The sequence below is a fragment of the Motilimonas cestriensis genome (genome assembly GCF_021295315.1).
GTDB lineage: Bacteria > Pseudomonadota > Gammaproteobacteria > Enterobacterales > CBDFNC01 > Motilimonas > Motilimonas cestriensis.
On the sequence record NZ_JAIMJA010000001.1, the window covers coordinates 15,811 to 42,356 of the forward strand.

The window sequence follows — 26,546 nt, forward strand, 5'->3', positions numbered from 1 at the left end:
CTCTTCTCACTAAGGCAAAACGGCTTCAAATGTTAAATGCAACGTTGCACCCGACTCGTCTGCCAGTGGGTTGCCTTCAAGCGGGCCTTCATGACGGGCTTTAAAGATGTAGCGGCCTGCATTCACTGGGGTAAAAGTCACTTTACCTTGCTCATCACTGGTCACCTCAATTTGCTCTTGGCTATTACGGTATAAGGTGCCATCTCGGGTGATCTCGGCTTTGACGCCGCTTTTTGGCTGACCTTGGTAATAAAGTTGAAAAGTCACAGGCGACCCCGCAACAATGTCCGCCGGATGCGTAATGGGTTTTAACTCTAAATACTTGCCTTCTAATTTAAAGGCTTCAGTGCTTGGTTTACCCACGGTAATGTAGGTTTCGACTCGGCTGACAGACAGTGTTGTGCTAATGTCTCGCGCATTACTCGGCAGTAATTGCAAACGGCTTACTTTATCTGCGCGTAACCATTTCTCCGTGTCACGCTTACCGGCTTTGTAACGGGTGTAATAGACAGGCTCGCTATTCACCGTTACTTTATGGGTACCCGTTTCAACAAAATGAAAGTCGAATACCGAGCGGCGCTTACCACGACTCACATGATCGGGGCGTAGCACCTGACCCGTAGGCAAGATGATACTGGCTGACTCGGCACTGGCAGGTTTATCCATTACAAACGTGCCATGTGAGGCTGTCACATCAAAGGTGATCCACTCACCGTCCGATTTAGAGACATTGAAGTGAGAAGGCAAGATCCAGCGCGGATGCGCCTGAGCTAAACCGCTGGCGAGTAACCCCGAAATAACAAAACTAGCGATGGCTAGTTGGCTAACACTCTGTTTAAAAATCATAAAAAGTTCCTATTCTTTAATCGTTAAAATTAACTAGCAACGATAAGCTTGGTTAGGGCTGATAAATCAGGCTGATAGGCCCTGTTTCAGCAGTGGGCTCTAACACTTTAACTACCCCTTGTTCGCCAAGATGTATGGGTTGCTTTAGGTAGTTGCGACCGCCGTGCTCACGGACGACTTCAATATGAACCGTGTAATCACCTGCTGGAATTTTTTCGCCCTGATCATCAATTAATGACCAGTCAAATTTATAACTGCCCGCGGGTTTAGTGGCACCTGTTACCCCGTCAAGCCATGGCTGTTGGTAGCGACCAATTTTTCGCCACCAACTGCGTAAGTCTTTATGCCATTCGTCTTTTCCGAGCCACAAACTCACGGTGCGAACCACTTCGCGATCTGCATTTTCAACCCAAACGGCCACATAAGGTCGGTTATATTGACTGGTTTTAATGTCAGGTAAGGCTAACTCAAAGGTTAACTTAGTCGCTGCCGGCACCGTTGTAGCAGCGCCGACAAAGGGCCAGCCCAGCGCAACAACTAAACAGGCGATAACACCAAGCTGACGTTTAATACCATTAGGTGAAGTAAAATTATTCATTGCTATCCTTGTACCAACTCCGATTAGGGAACTGCGATCCAATAGAGTAAAAAAGTCGCTAAACTGCCCCAACCACACCATTTCAGTCCAGCCATGAAGCTTTTCTTTTTCGGCACTAACAAACACACACCGGTTAGGACAAAACCCAGCATTAATAACGCGCTAATGTCGATAAATAACTGCCAAATTGCACCGCTGTTTCGACCTTTGTGTAAATCGTTTAACACCGCTATTAAGCCAAAACGCTGCTCTTCTACTTCTCCTTGACCGGTTAACATATCGATAAACACCGAGGCGCTATAACCCGGTCCTTTGAAGCTAAAGCTAATTTCACCCGCCACTAGCTCATCACCATCACGATCGCGGTACAACTCGTAGCCCGACACTTGGCCCGATAGCCCGCCATGGCTTTTGACAAACTCAACTAATGCCAATTGGTTTGGCGTGTCTGCTTGATCGTTACTTCGTAATAAAGCGGCCGGCACAGTGAATTCAACCAACCGCACAGCGGGCGTATCACTAACAAACCAAGCCGCACGATTTAATGTGATTCCCGTCACCACAAAAAACAGCACCACCATTAATAACGCCATCGAAATATAGATATGTAAAACCCGTGCCCAAGACTGAACACTTTTATTTTTCAACATGATAATTGTATTTTCAGTACCAAAAGCGGTGCACTAATGAAATGCAGGCAAAGGCGAGCCTTGCCTGCTATTGTTGTATGCCTTAGTAGCGGATCATCACAGATGCATTAAGGTTACGCCCTTCGCCGACTGCCGTACCAGATTGACCGCCACCTTTCAGGTAGTCTGTGTCTAGCAAGTTCTCAACATTAACGCGCATAATCACGTCTAGGTTTTCATCGTAATTAAGGGTATGAGACACGCCTAAGTCAAAACGGGTGTAAGCGTCTTTCTTATAGGTGTTTTGTTCATCGCCGTATCGCGCGCCTTGATAAATAGCGCCAAGGTTTACATCTGTTCCTTGCTCAAACGAATAACGAGCCCACAAGCTACCTGATAGTTCCGATACATCTGCAGGACGGTTACCATTAATGCTGGCATCAAATTTATCTTTAATTTCAGCATCTAATGCCATCATTGAGGCGCTTAATGACAGTGCATTGCTGATATAACCCGTGGCTGCAAGCTCCATACCGCGATGCACTTGTTCACCTGCTTGCGTGGTTTCGATTTGGCCATTTGGCGCATCTTGGCTGATTAAAATGTTCTCTTGGCTAATATCAAACAAGGCGCCAGAAAGGTACAAACGGTTATCAAGTAGCTCCCATTTGGTCCCCAACTCAAGTAACTTGCCTTTTATGGGGTCAAGCTCCATGCCATTGTTAACATCACGCGGGTTGTCAATCGGGCTTTTCGGCTCAAAACTTTCCGAATAAGTGAAGTAGATTGAGCTATTCACTTGTGGGTGCAAAATCACCGCCGCTTTTGGCAAAATGTTACTAAACGAGTCGGTTTTAGTTTCTTCGCGATCGAAGCGCACGCCCGCTAACACCTGCCAGTATTGGTTGATAGTCACTAAGTCTTGTAAATAAATACCGTATGAGTCGGTTTTAGTCGGATCGGATTTTTTGCCATTTTGGTAATTCAAACCAGCGGGTTTAGGCAGAGGCTGACCCACCGTACCCGTTAACCCTTTGATTTGTTGCATTTGTCTGGCGTAGTAATACTTTAACCAGTTTGCGCCAACTAAAAGCTGATGATCCATGCCCATGGCTGTCACGTGACCCGTTAAATCAACGTATGCCGTGTCAAAGCGCCAGTTGTCCCAGCGATCGTAACCACGATATTTAAATTGCCCGGTTGCCGGATCGTAAGACTTTGCGTCTGAGAAACTTTCAACGTCGCGACGCTCAAAATCCTGATGGTTATATGCCACGCTGAGGTTCCAGTTTTCTGATAACGCAGCATTGATGTCAAAACCAATGTTTTCAACATCGTTTTCAATTTTAGACCACTGCGCATCCCAGATATGCTTGTTGCCCAATACGGCTTTGCCATCTTGAATGTAGGCGCCAGAATCGACACTGCCATGATCATTGGTGCGATCGTAATGCATCGACAGCAGTACTTTATCGCTTAAGTCATAGTCCAAAAATAGCCCACCAACAAAACGCTCTGTTGAAGGGGTGCTACCATCGGTATAGCGACGCCAGTTATCATAACTTTGCTTAGCGAGCACAGTGCGGCCACGCAAAGTTTGCGCTTGGTTTAACGAGCCGCTGACATCGAGCACACTGCGAAAAGCATTATTTGCCCCCACGTCTTGAGAAAAATTAACCAAGGTGTCATGGGTTGGCTTTTTTGACACCATGTTAACTAAGCCGCCCGGAGCCGACTTACCATACAATAAGCCAGCGGGCCCTTTTAGCACTTCTACACGCTCAAGTAATTCAATAGGCTGACGATAGTGTGACCAATGCTGCTTACCATCACGTAAAAAGCTGCTACTGCTGCTTAATTCAAAACCACGCAAGGAAAATCGCTCACGGTTACGGCTATCACCACCCGCAGAGATACTGGCGTCATTTTCCAACACATCACCCAACGTACTCGCCCGTTGTTCATCGATAATTTGCTCATCAATTACATTCACTTGTCCTGGCGTTTCTAACTGCGTGGTTTCCATACGCATTGACGTTGAATTAGTATCCACTTTATAACTTGAGTGTTGACCAACCACGACCATGGCCTCATCACCGTTACTCGCTGTTTGAGCCAAAACAAAAGAAGGGGTTAAGATGGCCGCAATAATCAAACTGAGCGGGCTTTTTGCAAACATATTCCGTTATCTCCGAAAACAACTTATGCTACTTGCCCTGAAATTCTTCGTCAGCAAGTAACTAATTTAGGAGCCACCTAGGTGACTAACGCTTTAAGGGTGTGGAATATAACTGATAACTATTTTCATTTGCATTAAATTTACAATCTTTGCATTTGTCTATTTTGGCAGCTCAAATCGATAACCGACTCCGCGGACTGTTTTGATCAACAGCATATTGAGCCCCGTTTTGATCATTTTTTTTCTGATATTACTAATATGCACATCAAGGTTTCGATCAAACGGGCTATATTCACGCTGCAATACCCTTTGCTGCAGCTCTATTTTTGATACGGCATCACCACTTCGTTGTAACAAGTAGTTCAACAAGTCCATTTCGGTTGTGGTCAACGGAAGGCGTTTCAAACGTTGGTTAAATTGCATGTCGGCTGAAACCAGGTGTTTACGCTGCTGCTCAATACTCACGCGACGTAACATGGCATAGACACTGGCCAATAGCTCGTTACTGTTGCTCGATTTGGTTAAGCATAAATCTGCACCAAGGCGATAGGTTTGGGTGCGTTGCTCGGAATGGACAAAATCAGACCAGGCGATAATAGGCATCGCAAAGCGTTGACTGGCTCGCTGAATAAACGCGCGCCCTTGCACGGCAGGTAAATTAACTTCACTGATCACCAGATCAATCAGTTCAGTACTAAGAAAATTAAGTGCTTTTTCTGGGCAAGTTAACACTTGGCATTCATAGCCAGCTTGAAATAACTGCTGTTGGTTGGGTGCGCTAGCGGTGCGATCGGTATCAACAATAATAATACGAGACATTCAAAAAAATCTGTAATGATAATTGTTCTTATTGTATTTAAGTTTAGCCTTGAGTGCTAGCCCAAGGCTGGTGCTCAGGGCTAACTTGATTTAGGTTTGAGTTTTTGCTGCCTTACTTGGTCTAATGCATCACACAGGGCGTTAACGCCTAAGATTGATCGCGGCGTCGCGCGGTGCAACCAATCGGCATTCAAGGTAAAAATAGCATCATTGGCAACGGCAGGAATAGCGTACCATTGCTGCCAATTGATGGTCTGTTTTTGCCCCACTTCATCGGTCATAATAATGGCTTGTGGCGCAACCGATAATACACTTTCGGTGCTGATCACTGGGTATTGAGCAGGATTATCATAAAAAGGGTTTTCACCGCCACACACTTCAATATATTGCTGCACCCAGCTGCCTTTTGCTACGGTGCGCAGCGGATTAGGCCATAGCTGATAAAACACCGTCACTTTCGGCGCATCGCTATATTTTGCCTGTGCTAGTTGCAACTGTTTAAGGTAATCGTTCGCAACTTGCTTGGCTTTTTCTTGTGCGCCGGTTAATTCACCTAGCATGATAATGGTATCGGCAATGCCTGCTAGTGTCTTGGTATCACTGTCTACCAGTGTTAATCCTAAACTGCTTAGCTGGTTGAGTTCACGCGCGGAATTACCGCTGCCCCAACTGATGATCACATCTGGCTCAAGTTGAATGATTTGTTCAATATTTAAGCCATTATAGCCGCCCACGACGGGAATGCTTTTGGCCGCTTCGGGATAATCAGTGAATCGAGTCGTACCGACAATTTTATCGCCTTGACCAATTGCAAAGAGCATTTCGGCTGAATGAGGCGATAGAGTGATGATACGTTTAACAGGTTGTTTAATAGGTTGTTTAATAACTTGCTGCGACTCGGCTGCGACATGAGCAGTAACTAGCATTAACCCTACCCCCGCTAAGGCGCTAGCCTTAACGAGAGAAATAAAGCTTTTAATCATTAATAGTCAAAGCCTTTCTGCGCCTTAATACCCGCTTCAAAAGCGTGTTTGATACTTTGTACTTCACTGACCGTGTCGGCAATGTCGATAATACCACGATGACAAGCGCGGCCCGTGACCACGACATGCTGGTGCGCAGGACGATTTTGCAGTGCTTGGATCACTTGCTCTAGTTCAATGTATTTATAGGTAACCATGTAGGTTAATTCATCAAGTAACACGAAATCTAAGCTTTCATCTTGAAGTAATTTTTCGGCTTCAGCCCATGCTTGTTGCGCCGCTGCCGTGTCTTTTTCTTTGTCTTGTGTTTCCCAAGTAAAACCAGTGCCCATGACAAAAAATTCAACGCCATGCTGCGCTAATAGATCGCGCTCACCACAAGCCCATGTGCCTTTAATAAACTGCACAACCGCCGCCTTTAAACCATGACCCACCGCGCGAGTGACAGTACCGAAACCTGCAGTAGACTTGCCCTTACCGTTACCGGTGATCACCATTAACACCCCTTTTTCATCGGTGGCGTTAGCAATACGTGCGTCTACTTTTTCTTTTATACGTTGTTGGCGCTCTTTATGGCGTTGTGCTTTTTCATCTTGAGTCGACATGTTACTTCCTTCATTTATTTTATTTGTAGGGATAATTGTGCTGTTGCACTAATGTATGTGATTTAAATTTATTTAATCTCAGTTTTGCTTAAGCTAATTACAAGAGTAGAAATAGACTATTCTGCTTATCCAAAACTTGGGTTATTTAATTCGCTGCGGCAAGCCGGCTACCACCCAATAAACCTCGTCTGCAATCTCTGCAATGGCTTGATGTAGCCAACCTGTTTCATCAACAAATCGTCGGTTGATTGCCCCCATAGGTACGATGCCTGTGCCCACTTCATTGCTGACCAGAATGATGTCACCCGGCGCTTGCTTTAACGCTAACAAAAACTGTTGTTTTTGTTGCTGCCAGTGGGCGGTTAACTGGGTGTTTGCTTTGTCTATGTCATAACGCAATAGCTCGTTAGTCACCCACAGCGTTAAACAATCGACTAATAAGCAAGTGTCCGCTTGGCTGTGCTTGATAATTGCATCGCCAAGATCATGAGGCACTTCAAGTGTTTGCCAATTGGCTGGGCGGGTTTGTTGATGCCTAGCAATCCGTTCGCGCATTTCATTGTCCCAAATTTGCGCCGTTGCCACCACCGATACAGTATATGAAGATTGTAATGCCAGCTGTTCGCCATAGCTGCTTTTACCACTGCGAGCACCGCCTAGAATGAATCGGATCATCGTTTGCTTCCAAACTGAACATAAATCCGCGCTACGATACTGATTTTATCTCAGATTACAATGCGGACCGTTTTACGGCGGTCATAGAAAACAGCGGATTAGTCTATTTTTCATACTTAAGTAGCCACGCAAGTCACGAATTCTGAACTAAAATTAGACCTACAAAGCAAATTTCTTGGGTTGTTTTGCATTTATTGATCAAACCAGTAATCTGTTACTTATTCCATTGTGTGGGTCTAACCATTCGCCAGCAAGTACGCGGTGCTATCGAGTTTAGATCAATCATCAAGCATATAACGTGGCAATAACATTGTATTACCGACTCAGTAACGAAAATCGCCGAGTCAAGTGAGATTGATCTCAGTGGCAGAAAAAGCCAAAAGATTAGGCTAGTATTATGTAATTGTGTGCTTTATAAGGTTTAAGCTGATGCTAGGGCGTGATGACCTTTTGTGTTTTTTGCAGCTAAACGTTAGGCATTTTTACCTAACAAGGTCCTTTGGCTTGGCTACACGAAAGATAATTTGCCTCTAACAGGCTTAATGTTCAAAACCGATTACTTCTCCTTATCAGAGAATTTTGTTGTATCACCGATTAAGGGTAAAAAGGAATTCGAATGCTCGCGAAGATAACTAAACTATCCACCGCACTTTTGTTAGGTTTTTCTCTAACTGCACCATCAGTCAATGCGGCTGACCAAGTCTCCCTGACCATAGTGTCTGAGTTTCGTCCTCTTTGGCAACGCAACTTTAACCCTTTTGCCGCGACCGACCGCTTACCAACGACCATGCAATTCATTTACGAGCCGCTGGTAGTATTTAACGAAATGAAAGGCGGCACTCCCCATTATCGTTTGGCCAAAAAGCACTATTTTTCAGATGATTTAATGTCGTTATATTTTGATCTTCGCGAAGACGTGAAATGGTCTGATGGCACACCGTTTACCGCAGACGATGTCGTTTATTCTCTCAACCTAGCAGCCAAAGGCGGCAAAACAGACGTACAAGGTTTATCCAGTCATATTCTCAGCGTACATAAACTTTCAGACTATAGAGTAGAAGTGAAGCTGACCCAGGTAAATACCGGCATCGATACCCAAATTGTTCGAGCCCCTATCGTACCGAGACATATTTTCAGTAAAGCTGGCGACTTAACCACCTTCAAAAATGAAAACCCGGTGGGTACAGGGCCATTTACCAACATAGAAGTGTTCTCTTGGCAGGTTTATACCCAGTGTCGAAATCCTTATTACTATGACAATGACAACCTTGCCATTGATTGCTTAAAAAGCCCGATTATTCAAAACAACAAACAATTATTGGCGGCGGCCATTAAAGGCCGTTTAGATTGGACTTCTTCATTTATACCAAACATTGAAGAAGTGCTTCTTAGTAAAAACGCCAGTACTAAATACTGGTTCCCCGCAGCGGGCTCGGCCTCATTTATGGTGAACTTTAAAACCCCAAATGAGAACAACCGCAAAGCCTTTAACGACATTCAATTTCGCCGCGCCTTCTCAATGGCCATGGATAGAGAAAAAATTGTCAATGTGGCTGGGGCGGGTTATTGGTCAGTCAATGAATATCCATCCGGTTTAGGCGATCAATTTAAGGCCTGGGCTGACCCACAAGTTAAAAGTAAGTATGGTAAGTTCAACAAATTTGATATTGCTGGTGCACAAATCTTACTATCAACTGCAGGGTATCGCGATATTGATGGTGATGGCTTTGTTGAAAACCCCGATGGCAGCAAAATTGAGTTTGAAATTTTAGTACCTAAAGGTTGGTCGGATCATATTCAAACAGTAGAAATTGGCATTGAAGGATTAAACAAAATAGGTATTAACGCGAAGATCAGCACACCTGAATTTGGTGTGTTAAATGAATTAGTGAAAAGCGCCGATTTTGATGCCGCTTTTACCAACTATTTTGCCGGCGCTAACCCACATCGTTATTACTACACCGCTTTTCATTCTGAACAAATGGATAAAGCGCGTTTCGGTGGCCATCACTATATAGATAAAGATCTCGATAAGTTGATTGATTCATTCAACCAAACTGCCGATGAGCAAGAAAAACTAAACATTATGCATCGTATTGAGAACTACATCGGTGAGCGTCAAATTACCATGCCAGTGTTTAGTTCAAACTTTAACTTCCAATATGATGATGTCAGCTTTAAAGGATGGTTTAGTGCTAACAATCCCAAAGCAATTCCTGTAGTTTGGCCCGATACGCCAGAGCGTTTACTTCATGTGCTTGATATTGAGCCAGTAAAAACGCAATAAGCCGACATAGCGCCTGCTTTATGCAGGCGCATTAGTTTCACCTTCTAAAGACCAAGGATAGCGATCATTCTTTCCCGCTTGTCTTTTTGGCTGCTGGCCTTTTGTTTCATCGCCCTATTCTTGTTGCCACTGGCTATCGGGCTTTTCGGTACACTATTACCCGCACTTAATTATCTCCCCAGCTTAGGTCATAACGAGTTATCAACCACGGCTTTTTCAACACTGTTTAATCATCCAACTACTTTTAGCGCGACGTGGTTAACTTTGCGAGTCGGCTGGATCAGTACATTTATTTCGCTGTGTTTAGCTTTGTTTTTATTTGCCTGCTTTTATTTGCGGCCCAGCTGGCGTTGGATCAATGCCGCTTTAAGCCCAGTGCTGGCAACCCCCCACGCCGCATTGGCCGTTGGCTTAAGTTTTGTTATTGCGCCTTCCGGTTGGCTATTACGATTAACGTCTCCGGCTTTAACCGGCTTTGACTACCCGCCAAATTGGCAAACCACACAAGATCCTTGGGGTGTATCACTGATCTTGTTAATGGTATTAAAAGAAACCCCATTTCTGCTGTTAATGTTACTGTCGGCAGCCAAGAGTGTGCCGATTAAGCAAACTATTACGTTGGCACAAAGTATGGGCTATCACAGCAGCATAGCTTGGTTAAAATTGGTGCTACCGCAACTATTACCGCCACTGCGTTTACCCATCTGTGCGGTGCTGGCATGGTCGTTAAGCGCAGTGGATGTGAGCGTGATCTTAGGCCCATCAACTCCGCCAACGTTATCTGTATTGGTTTACTCTTGGTTTAATGACGCTGATATTGCTCTGCGCCTGCAAGGCGCTGCAGGCGCCATTTGGTTGTTAGGCCTCAATTTAGCCTCAATCGCCGTGTTATTTGTACTGCCTCGTATCGCTTGGCCTTGGCTGCAAGGTTGGTTAGTTAATGGTCAACGCCGCGGCCTATTAAGCCATATCAATAAATTAGGCACTGCCGTAGCAGTTAGCTATTTAATTTTAATTATCAGTAGCTTATTTGTCTTAGCTATTTGGTCTATCACCAAGCAATGGCGCTTTCCCGACCCGCTCCCTAGTCAATGGCGCTTGAGATACTGGCAACAGACCTTAGACCAATTTAGCCCTACCTTGATCAATAGCTTAAGTTTGGCTCTGCTCAGTGCGGCTATTGCATTACTGCTCTCGGTGGTTATTTTAGAATTAGAAACACGTCAGGCACAAATTGCCAAACACCGCGCTAATCCGCTGCGTTATGTGGCGTTGTTTTATTTGCCTTTGCTTATTCCTGATATTGCTTATCTATTTGGTATTCAGGTCAGTTTAGTTTTCACCGGCCTTGATGGGCAATATTTGCCGTTACTGTGGGGCCATTTGATGTTTGTATTGCCTTATTGTTTTTTGTCATTAGCACCTTATTACCGCCGCTTCGACTCACGGTATTGGCACCAAGCCATGCTATTGAGTGGCAGCCCATGGCGCAGCTTTTTCCAAATAAAATTAATGATGTTGCTCCCTGCTTTATTCAGTAGTCTCGCTTTAGGCTTTACCGTCAGCATGACATTATACCTGCCAACTTTATTTATTGGCGGCGGACGCTTCCCTACCCTTGCCACCGAGCTAGTCGCATTGGTCGCAGGTGCTGACAGGCGCTTAATCGCTGTATATGCACTGCTGTTACAAGGTTTACCCTTGCTAATGTTTGTTGCGGCCCTCGCTTTGCCGAGGATAATTTTCCGCCATCGCAAAGGCATGCGAATTTAAACAGCTGGCTTCAATTGTGATAAACAACGACCCCAGCAGTCATAAAGGATTAAACAATATGCGTTTTTGCTGTGAACAATTTTCAATCACACTTGAAGGCAAAGTCTTGTTTGCGCCCCTTAACTTTAATGCACAGGGGGGAGAGCAAGTGTGTATTATGGGGCCAAGTGGCTCAGGCAAATCGACCTTACTAAGCGCCATCGCTGGCACCATTGAGCCTATTTTTAGATGCCATGGCGACTTACGCTTAAACAATAACTCACTGATTGGGCAAAACTTAGCAAACCGTAAAGTGGGCATGATGTTTCAAGAAGACTTACTGTTTCCTCACTTGAATGTAGCGCAAAACTTAGCCTTTGCCCTGCCCCAAGGACTCTGCGCTGATCAACGTCGAGATAAAATAAACCAAGCTTTAGCTGCAGCTGACATGGCAGGTTTTAATACCCGTGATGTCGCGACTTTATCCGGTGGTCAACGTTCACGTATCAGCTTGCTACGCACCTTACTGGCTGAGCCCAAGTTATTGCTATTGGACGAGCCGTTTGCAAAGTTAGATAAACCCTTACGGCAGAGTTTTCGTCAATTTGTACTCAGCCATATTCAAGCCGCACAAATCCCTGCGATCTTGGTCAGCCATGATTTAAGTGATGCTGAGGATTGTCAGGTAGTTGAGTTATGTATACCATAGGACGCCCTGCAACCACTTAAAATATAAAGAAATTTAGCCTTAGGAAAAACTAATGATAAGCAGACTTGGCCTGATTGCCTTAATGTATTGTTGCCTTAGTTCGGCGCAAGCTGAAATCATTTATGATCAGTCTAGAAGTCGGTCTATTCCAATCGAGGTATCATATCCTGTTCAGAAAGCGAGTTGTCAGCCTCAACAACCGTGTTCCGTTGCATTTCTCAGTGCCGGCTATGGTGTACCTCATACTCATTACCAATTTTTAACCAAGCAACTCATTGAACTCGGTTATTTGGTTATCGCAATTGGCCATGAGCTCGCGGGCGACCCTGCGCTATCGGTCACAGGGGATCTTTTTGCAACCAGAAGTGAAAATTGGCACCGTGGCGCAACTACCCTTAACTTTCTCAGAAACGAGCTGCAACCGCGCTTTTCTCATTATGATTTTAATAACTTGCTATTAATCGGTCATTCTAATGGCGGAGATATTTCAGCTTGGCTCGGTAATGAGGGAAAACCTTATATTAAGTCAATCATAACTTTAGATCATCGACGCGTACCTTTACCACGCTCAGCTTCAATTAAAGTGCTTTCAATTCGTGCTAGTGATTTTCCTGCTGATAAAGGGGTGCTGCCTTCTGAGCGGGAGATGAGTCGCGATGGCAGCTGCGTCATCACTATCCCGAAAGCAAAACATAATGATATGTCAGATCAAGGACCACAATGGTTAAAGAGTCGTATCAACAGTGTTGTTAAGCTATTTTTACAGAGTCAGTCTTGTCCAAACTAATTCCTGACAATCACCATTACAAAACCGCCTAAAAATCAATCCACATTAGGTTCAATCGAGGTCAACTTGAAAACTCAAATTTATTGCTTGATGCTGTTATTTGTTACCGCAGCTGCAATGGCAGTGGATGAGAAGGTAAACTGCACGAGTGATACAAAAGAGCGCATGTTAGTGCTGCCAGCACCTCTAAACAGCATTGCCCGCATTGAATGTGGCTTGTTTGGCCAATCTATTGTCGCCAATGAACAGTGGACTTGGACACAAAGTATGCCTTATACCCATGGATTACCAGGTGGTATACCCGCCATCGGGACAGCGCGTTTATCAGCAGTATTAATGCAAGGGAATGAAGCTGAACTGGCCTACTTCACGCAAATATCCGTCTCTTCTCTACCAATAACAGCGCTAAAACAACAATCGATGGCAGAGTTAGCGTCCTTGGTTGATGCTGACATTAACCAAATAACTAAGCTATTCCACATCACCACAATCAACCAACTAGGTGATAAAAATACCTTAATCGCCTTAGAATATACTGACGAGTCTTATCGTTTTTTTGATGCCAACGAACGCGGTGATGTCATCATGCCAAAATTTAGTGCTTTCAAGCGTCCGCAGCGCCATTAAAAAATAGCCATGTTCAAGGTGATTGCCGTTAGTGAATTTACATCCAAGCAAACTATCTAATAAAACACTTGGTTTTTCTCAACGTAACAGCGGTTTTATCATAATTAATCATAAACAATTACCGAGATGTGCTGAGTGCCGCATTAATCGCGCTTGGCTCGCAAGGTGAATGTCTTAGGCCTGTGCTAGGATTTATTCATACTTAATTGAAATATTTGATGAAATGGCATTTTTACCATGCTCAATTTTGACCGCTGCTCGGATCACGTTATACAGCCTTGTGTTATTGTTCGTCATTTGCATTCCGGTCACTGGCTTTGCCTCCCCCTCCGCCACACTTGTTGGCAACGAAACGGTGGTTATTGACGATGTTGAACTTTGGCGAGCGATAGATCTAAAAAACCATGCAGTACCTGTGTCATTAACTGATTTAAGCCAATTATTCGCACATGCAAATGCGTTAAACGCTTCCTTAACAAATCAGTCCGGCGCTTATCTAGCGCGCCTGACATTGACAAACAGCGAGGACCGCGCCAGTAGCCGCTTTTTTCGTATTAATGCCAATTTTGTTGATATAGGGCTCGGCTTTTGGCAGTCCAATCAAACAACATCACTGCACCAAGTGGATTTTTCCCAGCACCATGACACCAACAATCCAAAATTAATGCACGCCCAAGCATTTGAACTCACATTAAACCCCAATGAAAGTGGTGAACTTTGGCTTTATATCAAAGCTGACCATTATGCTAAGCCGCTTACACTCAAGATCATTAGCAGCCAGCACTTTTTCCAGCAAATGTTTATGACTAACGCACTGACGATTTTTTCTATTGCTACCATGCTAGCGTTAGCCATTATCGCACTGGCCTTATACATAAAAACACGTTTAACCGTTACCCTTGCCTGCTCCGGCTATATTGGTTTACATGGTTTAGGTTGGGCGGCCGCCTCTGGCTTGATTGATGATCTGTTTAATATTCAGGTTATTAATACTACTTACCTTGGTATGATTTTATTTCCATTTGCCATAGCGGCAGCCTGTCAATTCACTAAACTTCTGTTTAATATGAATTATCACCGAAAGTCATGGGCAAAATTATTTAATTATGTGGCACTGGCTTGTATATTTTTTGGCGTGGTGACTCCTTTTGTTCCTTTCTCAATATCATTTGCCATCGCCCATATCATTGCTGTGCTTTGGGTACCATTAGCCATTTTAACCGGCTTTAAAATGATGATATTTAATGATTTCAGAGCAAAGTATTACCTCATTGGTAACATTTTGTATGGCGCATCTTTAATCTACTATATGCTTTCTCATAGCCCATTATTGCCAGCAGCAAGTCAAGCCGAGCTGGTGGTATTAGTAGCCCTCGCTGCCGATTGTATTTGTATTTTGCTGTCATTAGCCACTTGGTTACAGCATAAAAAACAAGATTACAGCCGCGCTTACAGCCAAGCTCGTATCGACCCTCTTACTCATGCGGGTAATCGACACGCATTGAATGAAGCATTAGCAAAATTGCCCAAGCATTATCTTGTCTGTTTTATTGATTATGATGGTGTAAAAACCATTAATGACAAACAGGGCCATGGTAAAGGTGACGAGCTATTACAATTTGGTACCCAACTCATGAATGAGGCGTTTAGGGGAGAAGGCGACATTTTTCGCACCGGCGGCGATGAGTTTATCTGCTTATTTAGCCTAAAATCTGCCAATCAATTTACACCAACGATACAAAACATTAAGCAGATGATCACAGACTGCCAAGTACGCTTACACGAAAAGTGGCCCACTAGCGGTATCAGTTACGGTATTGCAAGCTCTTTGGAAAGTGCGAACCAATCACAATGCTTAGCCCTAGCAGACCAGCGCATGTACCAACAAAAACGCAGTAAAAAAACGATATAACTCAGTAAGTAAAACGCTATGATTGGGTACTAGCAACGTTATATTTATTACCTAACTGGAGAAGTAATGAAAAAAGTTTTGTTTCTATGTACTGGCAACTATTATCGTAGCCGCATGGCTGAAGAATATTTTAACCATCTTTGTCAGGAGGCTAATCTAGACTACCACGCTGATTCGCGTGGTATTTCACAGTCACTAGAAGGCAATGGCAACGTTGGCAATATTGCACACGAAGTGGTTGAGATACTTAAGGCTATCGCAGTTACATGCCATAGCCAAAACCGCAAACCAATCAGCGTATCACCCCAAGACTTCGTCGAATATGATCATATTATTGCGCTTGATCGTACTGAGCATTTGCCCATGCTCAACGAAAACTTTGCCGCGTTTGCTGACAGGGTACACTATCTGAACGTTGGCGATGTACATGTAGAGCCTGTTTATGTGGCCGTGGTTAAATTAGTGAAGCAAATTGACTCGCTATTTCATAACTTGAACGCCGGAGATAAAGCGTTTTAGCGTACTGTCCCCTATGGAAAAATTCATCTGACGCGACTAAAAGCAAGATCTTTTCGACCTTCATCTAACTTTTAAGCAGCCGCTTTGGCATTACTTAAACTGATAACTAAGCTTTTGGTATCAAAAAGATAGTAAGCTTTTAAGGAAAAGAAATGAGAGCGCTTTTTTGGATAGTATTACTAAGCACTAAACTGCCCAGTGGTGAGTCTTGAAGGGCAGCATTTTTTACAACAAGCTCAATAAGTCAAAACTTGATACCATAACCAAACGAATGCTCAAACTGAGCGATTTGGCTAAAGCCCATTTTCTCATAAAAACGGATCGCAGTTTGATTCGATGCCGACACTTCAAGATGCAAACCTGACACGTTTAGCTGTTTCAGATTCTCGATAAAGGTTTCCATCAGTTTACGACCAATACCGTGTCCTTGAGTTTCTGGCAGTAAGTTAATGTGAAGATGGGCCGGATAGTCACGATATTCTGGTCGCGGTTGATAGCCTTGATGAAGATAAGATATTAACTTGTCGTTCAAACTGACTGGAGCCGAGTTAAGTAGCGGAAATTGTGCCCTCAGTTGAGGAAACCATTCATTTTCACAACGCTGTGCAAATCTTTGTGAACAACGCGTACCGACGACAAAGCCACAGGGCTTTTCATTATGGGTTACGATGAAACAAACGTCAGGTTCAAACACCCCATAAGGGGCAGCGTAGAAATGACCTACCAGCTTTTTATCTGCAAATAGATGGGAAGCGTCTTTACCGCCATCGGCTGTTAATAAGCAAATTTCATACAAGGCACTCAAATCACTTGGCTGATAAGGACGGATCTCAAACGGCAGTTTTTTTGTGGGCATGTTTTTTCCAGTACTAGTTTTTTATTTTGAGAATATCCACAAACTCAGTTCATAACAATGCATGAATAAACCATTTTAGCTATAAATAACAATTCATTGATTTAGCTTAATCTCCCCCGCCACAGCTGCTGCAACTTGAGCCGCCACAAGATGAATCGCTACTATCATAACCATCACCACTCCCGCCGCCACAACCAATGTGCCCAGCACAATAGCCACTGGCACCAGCAACTTGGCAGTTTAAATGATAAGTAAAACCATCGGCAATTTGTAATTTGGCATCAATGGCAAATAATAACGGCAGGGTAAACGCTGCATTAGGGTCAATGCGGTCTTTTTTACATGCAAAACGCCAGGCTCGTTTAATGCCCTCTTGGGCTATCGTTGGTGAGGTCATGGCTTCGGCGGGCGTGTGATGTAAAAAACGGCCCAGCCCTTGTTGACAAAACAAGGCATAATTACGCGTGAACAAAATAAACTCATGCCAAGCGACATCTACAACCTGAGAAGGCATAGACACCATTTTGTTACCCGCTAAGTTACATACTTGAAAGTAATCCCGTAGCCCTTGCATCACTAAGTCTATTTCTGACTCCGTTAAATGCGGGTAAACTTGCAGCACTTTAGCCTTGATGGATACGGGGAACTGAAAGGACAAAATGTACGCCTCTCGACGCTGAACTCTTTGTCCAGTGAAAACCTTTAATAGGCCAATAATGGCTATCACTATGATGGCTGCAATGATCACTTCAAACACTACAAACAACCTTTATCAATTTTTTGTAAAATGATAAAAGATATTGCTCTGGCTAGCAACGCAATACTGAGTGCTCATTGGGTTATCAGCCAACAATAAGCACGCAGCTAACTAAATCAATCCTACGGCACTGATGGTGCTGATATAGCCTTAATCATATTAACAACATCAGCTTCAGGGATAAAACGATCGCCATATAGCTTAGCAAACAGGGCCAATTTATCTAATATTACCGCTGCGCCCAGTTGTTTAATCATGTTAACAGGGCCACCTAAATGGGGCGGAAAGCCAATACCGAATACCGCGCCAACATCAGCATCGCGATCACTTTGCACGATGCCTTCATTTAAACAGCGGCACACTTCGAGCACCATTTGCAATACACAGCGCCACGCCATCTCGTCATCCGTTAGATTGGCATTTAAACGGATATCCAGCACATCATAAACCCTATCATCGGCTTGATTTAGAGACTTAGCATGATCATAACGATAAAAGCCTTTGCTGGCTTTTTTACCTAAACGCTGGTCACCCAGTAAATGATTAAATACATCGGGTGGCGTAAATCGCTTGCCTAACTCACGACTTAAAATAGGCGCAATTTTTGCCGCTACATCTAAGCCAACTTCATCCAATAAACGCAGCGGTCCCACCGGAAAACCAAATTGTGTTAACGCATGATCAATTTTGGCCACTTGCTCTCCCGCTAACAATAAGCGAGCAGCTTCGTTGATATAAGGCGCAAGAATACGGTTAACGTAAAAACCAGCGCAATCTTTCACTACTATGGGGGTTTTACCTTGGCGTAAAGCAAAGTTTACCGTGCGATTAATCGTTGCTTCGCTGGTATTCGCATGGGGGATCACTTCAACTAAAGGCATTTTTTCTGCCGGGCTAAAGTAATGTAGCCCTATGATGTTTTCTGGTCGCTTAGCATTCTTGGCAATGGCGGCGATAGGAATCGATGACGTGTTACTAGCAAAAATAGTGTCCTCTCGACCATAATGCTCTACGTCTGCGACCATTTGTTGTTTCAACTTAAGGTCTTCAAACACGGCCTCTATCACCAAATCGGCTTTACCCATGCCTTGATAATCTAACGTGCCTGAATAACGCGCCATGATTTGGTCATATTCAATCCGTGACAAATGCCGTTTACTGCGCTTTTGCTGTAATAAGCCATCACCGTAAGCCATCGCATGCGCCACACCGGATTGATGAATATCTTTGATCCGCACTGCTACGTTTGCGTTATTAACGCAGCTATAAGCAATACCGCCGCCCATAAAGCCACCGCCCAATAACCAAACTTGCGAGATGGCCTGATCATTGGCATCTTCGCGCTTTTTCTTTAGTTGGGTTGAAGCAAAAAACAAACCTCTCAAGGCTTGAGACTGCTTTGTCATCACTAATTGCGCAAACTGCTCAGCTTCAGTAGTGAAGGCTTTTTTACTCATGTTACGCACACTGAGTACATCTAAAATTGCGTCAATCGCGGGGTAATGACCTTTCGATTTAGCCAAGGCTTGTTGCCGCGCTTTTTTAAGTAAAAAACCGCGGCCAATAAATGAATTAAGCAGCGTTTCGGAAACATTTTGGCGACTCGAGCGTTTCACTTTTTTGCTTAATGCTGCGTATTCCATAGCGCTATTGAGTAACACGTCTTTAGGCAATACTTCATCTACCAGCCCTAATGCCAATGCTTGCTTTGCTCTTAGCTGCTTACCAGTCAAGATCAAATCCAGAGACTTCATCAAACCAATTCGTGCAACTAAGCGCTGGGTGCCGCCACTGCCGGGCAACAGGCCAAGTTGCACCTCGGGTAAACCTAAACGGGTTTTCGGGCTGTCAGACACGATGCGCATATCACACGCTAACGCTAACTCTAAGCCGCCGCCTAAACAGCTGCCGTCAATGGCAGCCACTACGCGAAACGGTAATTTACTTAAACGCTTAAATAGCTTTTGGCCCGCTTCAGACAAAGCCTGCGCTTGTTGCGCGGTTTGGCATTGATCTAACATGTTGATGTCTGCACCAGCAATAAAACAATCTTTTTTGCCACTGTAGATAACCAACCCTTTGATGCTGCTGTCTTGCTCAAGTTCATCTAATAGCGCTGACATTTTTTCGATGGCCGATTCTTGTAAGGTATTCACTCTCGCATCTGCCATTGAAATACAAATTTGCGCGATGTTATCTTCGGCTCGGATCAAGGTTAAATCTGCCATATTAATTCACCTCCAAGATAACCGCGCTGCCTAAGCCACCTGCGGCGCAAGCGGTACATAAGCCTAACCCGCCGCCACGGCGACGCAAATAACTTAAGGTTTGCAATATCATTCGTATTCCCGTAGCTGCAAAAGGATGACCATAAGCAATTGAACCACCAAGCGGGTTAAACTTATCCATATCTATGGTACCGATAGCGCCAGTAAGGCCGATGGAACGGCCAAATTGCTCTGATTCAAACATCTTTATATTGGCTAAAGTCTGCGCAGCAAAGGCTTCATGCATTTCAATGTAATCCATATCAGACAAACTTAAACCGGCTTTTTTTAATGCGATAGGCGTGGCGTGAGCAGGACCAAGTAGCATGTCTTGCCAGACATCAATCGCAGCAAATGCCCAACTGCGAATATAACCCAGTACAGGTATCCCTAGCGCCTTTGCTTTCGCTTCACTCATTAACATAATGGCACCCGCACCATCGGTCAGTGGCGTGGAATTTGCCGCCGTTACTGAGCCGTGTTTTTTATCAAATGCTGGCTTGAGATCGGCGTAATCTGCTAAATGTGAATCGGTGCGAATATTATTGTCTTGCAAGATGGCCTCGCGAAAAGGCGGGGTCCACGTTGGCATGACATGTTCTTTTAGCCAGCCTTGTTGCCATGCGTCACTAGCAAGACGATGTGAGCGATGAGCAAACGCATCTTGATCCGCTCGGCTAATAAGCCAGCTTTTAGCCATTTGCTCCGCCGTTTGCCCCATCGATAGCCCGGTGGAATATTCCGCGATAGCCGGCGCGACGGGCACTAAATCGGCCAATTTCAACTGGGATAATAATTGTAATTTCTGCCGTACATTCTTGGCCTTATTGAGTCGCACTAGTTGTTTTGCTAGCTGCTGCGACACACCAATGGGTAACACAGAGGTAGAATCCGCGCCACCAGCAATGCCTGTCTCAATGGAGCCCGCTAGAATAGACTCGGCAATATTGGCCACCGCCTGAAAACTAGTCGCACACGCACGTGACACGGAATAGGCGTCAGTGCTCGCGGGTAAGGCCGTGCCTAGCACAATTTCTCTGGCAATATTGGGCGCGGCAGGCATTTGCACCACTTGACCGAATACCACTTGCTCAATGGCGCTAGCTGGCAGGTCGGTGCGTTGTAGCAACTCAGACACCACCAGCTTACCCAGCGATAATGCAGGGATATCAGTATAGGCCGTCATTTGCTTAGCAAAGGGGGTTCGTAGCCCCGCAACAATAGCGATACGTGGTAACGTCGACGATGGTGAAACAGCTGACATACGGGCACCTTGAATTATTAGCAGCGTAAATTAATGTAAATGTTTATTATAATTCAACTATTTAATCATAGTCGGTCTTTTCAGATCTGTTGCTTAAGGGTAAGATTTGCACACTTATTTAACAGACTAAAGTTTTTCTCATGCCAGCACAAAATATTCAAGCGCTTAGAGCGTATCTAAATAACGAAATTCTGGGCCAAGCCGAGTTAGTGGACAGTTTGTTGATCGCCTTATTGGCAGACGGCCACATAATAGTAGAAGGTCCCCCAGGACTTGCCAAAACGCGCGCCGTAAAAGCCTTAGCCGATGGCATAGCGGGCGATTTTCACCGTATTCAGTTTACACCCGACCTATTACCCGCCGATTTAACCGGCACGGATATTTTTCGCCCACAAACCAGTGAGTTTGTATTTGAGTCAGGCCCATTGTTTCATAACTTAATTTTGGCCGATGAAATCAATCGCGCCCCGGCTAAGGTGCAGTCAGCATTATTAGAAGCCATGGCCGAGCACCAAGTGACCGTCGGAAAAAAAACCTACCCCTTACCAGAGCTATTTTTAGTGATGGCAACGCAAAACCCGCTTGAGCAAGAAGGTACTTACCCACTACCAGAAGCGCAACTAGACCGCTTTATCATGCATCTAGAGCTAGACTACCCAGATGGCGAAACAGAAAAAGCGATTTTGCGCTTAAATCAAAGTGAGATTGTAGGCGCGCAGAAAAAGCCACTAACAAAATTAACACCTGAAGACATCTTCTCCCTTCGCCAAGCCGTGATGAAGGTGACACTAGCGCCACAACTTGAACAATACGTTGTCGATCTTGTAATGGCCACGCGCCACCCTGAAAAATACTCAGCGGAGTTAGCCAGTTGGATCAGTTACGGCGTGAGCCCAAGGGCAACAATAGCGCTGGCTCGCACCAGCCGCGCGCGCGCTTGGTTAGAAGGCCGTGATTTTGTTACACCAGATGACATTATCCGCTGTTGCTATCCCGTATTTAGACACCGTTTACTACTGAGCTATGAAGCAGAAGCTGATGGCGTCAATGCCAACCAAGTGATCCAAAAAATTGTTCAACAAGTGGCGTTACCTGCATGATCAATCCAGCCCTTCCTTATAGTGACGGACTTAATCTAACACTAAAAGAGTTGCTGTATTATCAACAACAAAAGAAACCTCGCGCCAGCCAAGGCATGGCTAAAAGCATGTTAGCGGGCCCTTATCGCTCGCTCATTAAAGGCCGAGGCATGGAGTTTGATGAAGTTCGTCAATACCAAGCCGGTGATGACGTGCGCGCCATTGACTGGCGCGTCACAGCACGCACCGGCAGTACCCATACCAAGGTGTTTAAAGAAGAAAAAGAGCGCCCAGTGCTGCTTTTGGTCGACTTTTCTGACAGTATGATTTTTGGCTCTCAGTTATTATTAAAGTCCGTTCAAGCGGCTCATTTGGCTGCGCAACTGGCTTGGCAAGCTAAGCAAAGAGGCGATCGTATTGGCGGCGTGATCTTTAATCATGATCAGCACCTAGAGCTACGCCCGAAAGGCCGAGCCAGCGGTGTATTAAAATTAGTTCATCAATTACAAAATTTACATCGAAATCAGCCTCAAGCCTTGCAAAACGCGCCCAACCAGCCTGAAAGCGGCGAACGACATATCGATCCGGGACAGTATTTTACCGAGCAGCTTACCCGGCTCCGCCGCTTGGCCAATACCGGCAGTCAGATCCACATTATCAGTGATTTTGCTCATTTAAACGACGAAGGTGAAAAACAGCTGGCGTTAATTAAACGGCATAATCAAGTCACCGCTTGGCAGCTTCATGATCCTTTAGAACAGAGCATCCCAACGGGCGCCACCGCTTCTTTGAATGTGGTTAGCGAGCAAGGCCGCGGCTGGCTAAATTTAGGTAAGGACAATCGCCGCTATCAGCAGCAAGCACTATTACGTCAACAATCCCTAGAGCTGCGCCTTAAGCGTCGTGCAATTGGACACCGTCAAGTGAATGCTGGACAGCCGTTACTGCAACAAATGTCAATATGACCACGCTGAGATGTGTCTCAATGAAGTGATATCCGTGATTAAAACTTTTGGAGTGTAACAACAATGCAAGCAAATCCCGCCGTGCCAGATTTGGGGCTGCATGACATTATATTGCCACCCCCGCCATCAAGTTGGCCGCCGTCTCTATTAGCCCTACTGATTGCCTTGGTAATTGTTATTTTAATCGTCGTAGGTGTGGTGTTTTTTATTCAATATCGCGCTAAACGCAAGGTGAAACGCGCCGCAATAACACAACTCATGCAACTAAAAGCGACCCAAGCATCCATTACCGAGCTGAGCGCGTTACTCAAACAAGCTGCATTACATTATTATCCACGCGAGCAAGTCGCTTCGTTGCACGGCGCAGCTTGGTTGGATTACTTAAGTCAAAGCAGCCAACAAAAAGCAAACTTTAGCGATGTTAAATCACGCTGGCTAGCCGCATTTTATCAACGCAGTGTCATGGCCAATGACGCTGATTTTACCCTTGCGAAAAACTGGCTAATCCATGCCTTGCCAGCCAATCATACAGAATTAAAAGTAACTAGCAGCAAGGGGAGCCCGGCCCATGTTTGAGTTTAGTTATTTATGGTTAGCATTATTACTGCCTTTACCTTTGCTATTACTACTGTTAAAACCCCTCGCCCGCCAGCAATTAAGTTTGTGGCTACCACTCGCCCCCATTAGCGAGCAGCAAACAACGGTCAATGTTCAAACAAAATTGCCTCAACTATTGCTTTGGCTGGCTTGGCTATTTTTTGTATTAGCGTTAATGCGACCAACCTGGGTTGGAGAGCCCATTCGCATCACCCAACAGCATCGCGATGTGATGCTCGCGCTGGACTTATCCCGTAGTATGGAAATTGAAGACATGGAGCTTGGCATAAGCCAAGTCAATCGCTTAGCCGTGAGTAAAAAAGTGATCAGTGACTTTATCTCCCGTCGCAGTGGCGATCGCCTGGGCTTGATCTTGTTTGCCGATCACGCCTACTTACAAGCGCCATTAACATTTGACTTAGCCACACTGCAAACATTAATGCAGGAAACTGAAATTGGCCTAGTCGGTGATAAAACAGCCATCGGCGAAGGAATTGGCTTGGCAGTAAAACGCTTCATTGAAGCGGAGAATGAACAGCGCGTGCTGATTTTACTGACCGATGGTCAAAATACCTCTGGTAGCTTAACCCCCCAGCAAGCTGGTGAATTAGCCAAACAGCAAAACATTAAAATTTATACTATTGGCTTAGGAGCTGATGTGATGATCCAACGCAACCTGTTTGGAAGTCACAAAGTGAATCCTTCCGCTGATTTAGATGAAAAAACCTTGTTTGATATCGCGACGATGACAGGTGGACAATATTTTCGCGCCCGCAGCAGTGAAGATCTCGAGCAAATTTACCAAAACCTCGACCAGCTTGAACCTATCGCCAATGAAGAGCAAAGTTTTCGGCCTGAGAAAAATCTCTTTTTCTGGCCCTTGTTACTTAGCTTAATTCTATTTAGCTGTCGTTTAGTTTTAGTTAAGGAGCGCAATTAATATGGAATTACTCCGCCCTTATTATTTATTGTTGCTGCCAATGGTGGCATTAGTATGGTGGCAATTAAAGCGCCGCTGCCCCAAACAGTCGTTGCAACAGTTAATCGCGCCCCATTTAAGTAAGCAGCTAGTGACAGGCGATACGGCATCGCAACAGGGCGTTAATTTAATTGCTGCGCTGCTCGTTATTGCTGTAATCGCACTTTCTGGCCCGAGTTTTCGCAGTCATGAAGTACCGATAAAACAAATTAGCCCTGCCCGCGTTATCGTCATGGATATGTCTGCTAATATGCTGGCCACGGATTTAAAGCCGAACCGTTTAACCCAAGCTCGATTTAAAGCATTCGATTTGGTAAAGCAACGCACCGAAGGTGAGCAAGCTTTGATCGCCTACGCAGGCGACGCTTTTACCATTAGCCCGCTTACCTCAGACGCGGGTAACTTATTAAACCTTATCCCTAATTTAGCGCCCAACATTATGCCAGCAATGGGCAATAATCCCCTATCAGGCTTAGATTTAGGAATTGAACTGCTTACTAATTCAGGCTATCAACACGGTGATATCATTTTTATCAGCGGCGGTTTTAGCGCCAGCCAAGCTGAACAAATGCAATCACGTTTAAAGGGTCAACCGTGGCGCATATCGGTGCTGGCGACAGGTACAGCAAAAGGTGCGCCGATCAGCTTAGCTAACGGTGACTTACTCAAAGATGCACAAGGCAACATAGTGGTTGCACAACTGGATGCACCAGCAATGCAGCAACTGGCTCGAGCAAGTGGTGGCATTTACGTGCCTCTGAGTGCCAGCAAACGAGATATCGAGCTACTCAATAACATTGAGTTGTTAGACGCTCAGCTCAGCCGCACCGATAGCCAAGAACAACAGCAAACCAATCAAGCCGTTGATGATGGCTACTGGCTGATGTTTCTGATCTTACCTTTTTTCTTATTGGCTTTTCGCCGTGGTCAGCTGGCTTCAATCATCTTGGTGGGCATATTGACAGTCCCTCAACCAAGTCAAGCCAGTTGGTGGCAAAACAGCCAAAAACAAGCCTATGATGCGTTTGAGCAACAAAACTACGAGCAAGCCGCACAACAGTTTGATGATCCCCTTTGGCAAGGCTCCACACTTTATAAAGCGCAAGATTACCAAGGCGCCGCCGAGGCATTTAAGCAAGTTGAAACTGCTGAAGGCTTTTACAACTTAGGCAATGCCCTTGCTATGCAGCAAGACTTTAAAGGCGCAATAGCAGCGTATGATCAAGCCCTTAAGTTAGCACCTAACTTGCAGCCAGCTAAAGACAATAAAGCTAAGATTGAAGAATTGCTCAAACCCCAAGAGCAACAAAACCAGGACCAGCAAAATAATCAACAATCAGAACAGCAAGATAAAGAGCAACAGGGCCAGGATCAGCAGTCCCAAGAGCAACAATCACAAAGTGATCAGTCGCAGCAGCCATCCGAGGATCAACAATCCAGCGAACAGTCACAACAAAGTCAGTCTGGGCAAAATCAATCGCAGCAAAACAGCGAAGAGCAAAACACGCAAAACCAAGAGGCACAAAACGCTGAAAACCAACGTGATCAACAACAAGATGAAAATGCACAGCGACAAGACCAGTCTCAACAAAATGAGCAGGCACAAACTGAGCCCAGCCCTGTCCCGTCAAGCCAACAAGGCAGCGTAGCCAGTCCTGAGCCAAGTGACGAACAACAATCAGCTCAACAGGCAATAAGCCAAGCAATTGAAGGCGAAGCAGAGCCTGAAGAGGAAGGCCCTGAAATGCCTTATTTATTGCAACAAATGCCCGATGATCCAGCCATTTTATTACGCAATAAAATGCGTCTTGAATATCAAAAACGTCAACGTGAAAACCGCTAACAGCAAGGAACA

At 44.9% G+C, this 26,546-nt stretch carries 24 protein-coding genes; 12 read left to right on the forward strand and 12 right to left on the reverse strand.

What is annotated here, in order from left to right:
* Nucleotides 1-9: 9 nt before the first annotated feature.
* From K6Y31_RS00085 to cobU, 8 genes are all read right to left on the reverse strand, one after another.
* Nucleotides 10-846, reverse strand: coding sequence for a DUF4198 domain-containing protein (locus K6Y31_RS00085; protein ID WP_233050841.1), 837 nt, complete (start codon nt 844-846; stop codon nt 10-12).
* A 52-nt stretch (nt 847-898) separates the two neighbouring features.
* Entirely contained in the window at nt 899-1,444 is a 546-nt protein-coding gene (locus K6Y31_RS00090; protein WP_233050842.1) for a DUF2271 domain-containing protein, read from the reverse strand.
* 23 nt (nt 1,445-1,467) lie between these two features.
* A complete protein-coding gene (locus K6Y31_RS00095) occupies nt 1,468-2,094 on the reverse strand; it encodes a PepSY-associated TM helix domain-containing protein (protein WP_233050843.1) in 627 nt (208 codons plus the stop codon).
* Nucleotides 2,095-2,176: 82 nt separating this feature from the next.
* The gene (locus K6Y31_RS00100; RefSeq protein WP_233050844.1) at nt 2,177-4,252 is read right to left on the reverse strand and encodes a TonB-dependent siderophore receptor; all 2,076 of its coding nucleotides are present in this window, start codon (nt 4,250-4,252) and stop codon (nt 2,177-2,179) included.
* A gap of 159 nt (nt 4,253-4,411) precedes the next feature.
* The gene (locus K6Y31_RS00105) at nt 4,412-5,071 is read right to left on the reverse strand and encodes a response regulator transcription factor (RefSeq protein ID WP_233050845.1); all 660 of its coding nucleotides are present in this window, start codon (nt 5,069-5,071) and stop codon (nt 4,412-4,414) included.
* An 80-nt stretch (nt 5,072-5,151) separates the two neighbouring features.
* A complete protein-coding gene (locus tag K6Y31_RS00110) occupies nt 5,152-6,054 on the reverse strand; it encodes a cobalamin-binding protein (protein WP_233050846.1) in 903 nt (300 codons plus the stop codon).
* Nucleotides 6,054-6,659 carry a cob(I)yrinic acid a,c-diamide adenosyltransferase gene (gene cobO / locus K6Y31_RS00115; RefSeq protein ID WP_232802893.1) on the reverse strand — a complete coding sequence of 202 codons (606 nt, stop codon included), beginning with the start codon at nt 6,657-6,659 and terminating at the stop codon, nt 6,054-6,056. The genes K6Y31_RS00110 and cobO overlap by 1 nt, the downstream gene beginning before the upstream one ends.
* 141 nt (nt 6,660-6,800) lie before the next feature.
* Entirely contained in the window at nt 6,801-7,334 is a 534-nt protein-coding gene (cobU, locus tag K6Y31_RS00120) for a bifunctional adenosylcobinamide kinase/adenosylcobinamide-phosphate guanylyltransferase (protein WP_233050847.1), read from the reverse strand.
* A gap of 616 nt (nt 7,335-7,950) precedes the next feature.
* Between cobU and K6Y31_RS00125 the strand changes: the two genes are divergently transcribed.
* From K6Y31_RS00125 to K6Y31_RS00155, 7 genes are all read left to right on the forward strand, one after another.
* Nucleotides 7,951-9,621 (forward strand): ABC transporter substrate-binding protein, encoded by a 1,671-nt coding sequence (locus K6Y31_RS00125; RefSeq protein WP_233050848.1) that lies wholly within the window; start codon nt 7,951-7,953, stop codon nt 9,619-9,621.
* A 78-nt stretch (nt 9,622-9,699) separates the two neighbouring features.
* The gene (locus K6Y31_RS00130) at nt 9,700-11,394 is read left to right on the forward strand and encodes an ABC transporter permease (RefSeq protein WP_233050849.1); all 1,695 of its coding nucleotides are present in this window, start codon (nt 9,700-9,702) and stop codon (nt 11,392-11,394) included.
* A 58-nt stretch (nt 11,395-11,452) separates the two neighbouring features.
* Nucleotides 11,453-12,082 carry an ATP-binding cassette domain-containing protein gene (locus tag K6Y31_RS00135; RefSeq protein ID WP_233050850.1) on the forward strand — a complete coding sequence of 210 codons (630 nt, stop codon included), beginning with the start codon at nt 11,453-11,455 and terminating at the stop codon, nt 12,080-12,082.
* A 52-nt stretch (nt 12,083-12,134) separates the two neighbouring features.
* Nucleotides 12,135-12,869, forward strand: a complete 735-nt coding sequence (locus K6Y31_RS00140) for an alpha/beta hydrolase (protein ID WP_233050852.1) — start codon at nt 12,135-12,137, stop codon at nt 12,867-12,869.
* Between the two features lie 66 nt (nt 12,870-12,935).
* Nucleotides 12,936-13,496, forward strand: a complete 561-nt coding sequence (locus K6Y31_RS00145; protein ID WP_233050854.1) for a hypothetical protein — start codon at nt 12,936-12,938, stop codon at nt 13,494-13,496.
* A gap of 223 nt (nt 13,497-13,719) precedes the next feature.
* Nucleotides 13,720-15,408, forward strand: a complete 1,689-nt coding sequence (locus tag K6Y31_RS00150) for a sensor domain-containing diguanylate cyclase (protein WP_233050855.1) — start codon at nt 13,720-13,722, stop codon at nt 15,406-15,408.
* Between the two features lie 66 nt (nt 15,409-15,474).
* Nucleotides 15,475-15,927 (forward strand): low molecular weight phosphatase family protein, encoded by a 453-nt coding sequence (locus tag K6Y31_RS00155; protein WP_233050856.1) that lies wholly within the window; start codon nt 15,475-15,477, stop codon nt 15,925-15,927.
* A 244-nt stretch (nt 15,928-16,171) separates the two neighbouring features.
* Here K6Y31_RS00155 and K6Y31_RS00160 read toward each other — a convergent pair whose 3' ends face one another.
* From K6Y31_RS00160 to fadI, 4 genes are all read right to left on the reverse strand, one after another.
* Nucleotides 16,172-16,783 carry a GNAT family N-acetyltransferase gene (locus K6Y31_RS00160; protein ID WP_233050857.1) on the reverse strand — a complete coding sequence of 204 codons (612 nt, stop codon included), beginning with the start codon at nt 16,781-16,783 and terminating at the stop codon, nt 16,172-16,174.
* A gap of 106 nt (nt 16,784-16,889) precedes the next feature.
* Nucleotides 16,890-17,540: a glycine-rich domain-containing protein gene (locus K6Y31_RS00165; protein WP_233050858.1), complete on the reverse strand. Its 651-nt coding sequence runs from the start codon at nt 17,538-17,540 to the stop codon at nt 16,890-16,892.
* Between the two features lie 122 nt (nt 17,541-17,662).
* The gene (gene fadJ / locus K6Y31_RS00170) at nt 17,663-19,768 is read right to left on the reverse strand and encodes a fatty acid oxidation complex subunit alpha FadJ (RefSeq protein ID WP_233050859.1); all 2,106 of its coding nucleotides are present in this window, start codon (nt 19,766-19,768) and stop codon (nt 17,663-17,665) included.
* Between the two features lies 1 nt (nt 19,769).
* A complete protein-coding gene (gene fadI, locus K6Y31_RS00175; RefSeq protein WP_233050860.1) occupies nt 19,770-21,071 on the reverse strand; it encodes an acetyl-CoA C-acyltransferase FadI in 1,302 nt (433 codons plus the stop codon).
* 140 nt (nt 21,072-21,211) lie between these two features.
* On the opposite strand from fadI, the gene K6Y31_RS00180 reads away from it, so the two are divergent.
* From K6Y31_RS00180 to K6Y31_RS00200, 5 genes are all read left to right on the forward strand, one after another.
* A complete protein-coding gene (locus K6Y31_RS00180) occupies nt 21,212-22,171 on the forward strand; it encodes an AAA family ATPase (RefSeq protein WP_233050862.1) in 960 nt (319 codons plus the stop codon).
* Complete coding sequence (locus tag K6Y31_RS00185) at nt 22,168-23,115, forward strand: DUF58 domain-containing protein (protein WP_233050864.1); 948 nt, start codon at nt 22,168-22,170, stop codon at nt 23,113-23,115. The genes K6Y31_RS00180 and K6Y31_RS00185 overlap by 4 nt, the downstream gene beginning before the upstream one ends.
* 63 nt (nt 23,116-23,178) lie before the next feature.
* Nucleotides 23,179-23,691 (forward strand): DUF4381 domain-containing protein, encoded by a 513-nt coding sequence (locus K6Y31_RS00190; protein ID WP_233050865.1) that lies wholly within the window; start codon nt 23,179-23,181, stop codon nt 23,689-23,691.
* Nucleotides 23,684-24,652, forward strand: a complete 969-nt coding sequence (locus tag K6Y31_RS00195; RefSeq protein ID WP_233050867.1) for a vWA domain-containing protein — start codon at nt 23,684-23,686, stop codon at nt 24,650-24,652. The genes K6Y31_RS00190 and K6Y31_RS00195 overlap by 8 nt, the downstream gene beginning before the upstream one ends.
* A gap of 1 nt (nt 24,653) precedes the next feature.
* Entirely contained in the window at nt 24,654-26,534 is a 1,881-nt protein-coding gene (locus tag K6Y31_RS00200; protein ID WP_233050868.1) for a vWA domain-containing protein, read from the forward strand.
* The last annotated feature ends 12 nt before the right edge of the window (nt 26,535-26,546 follow it).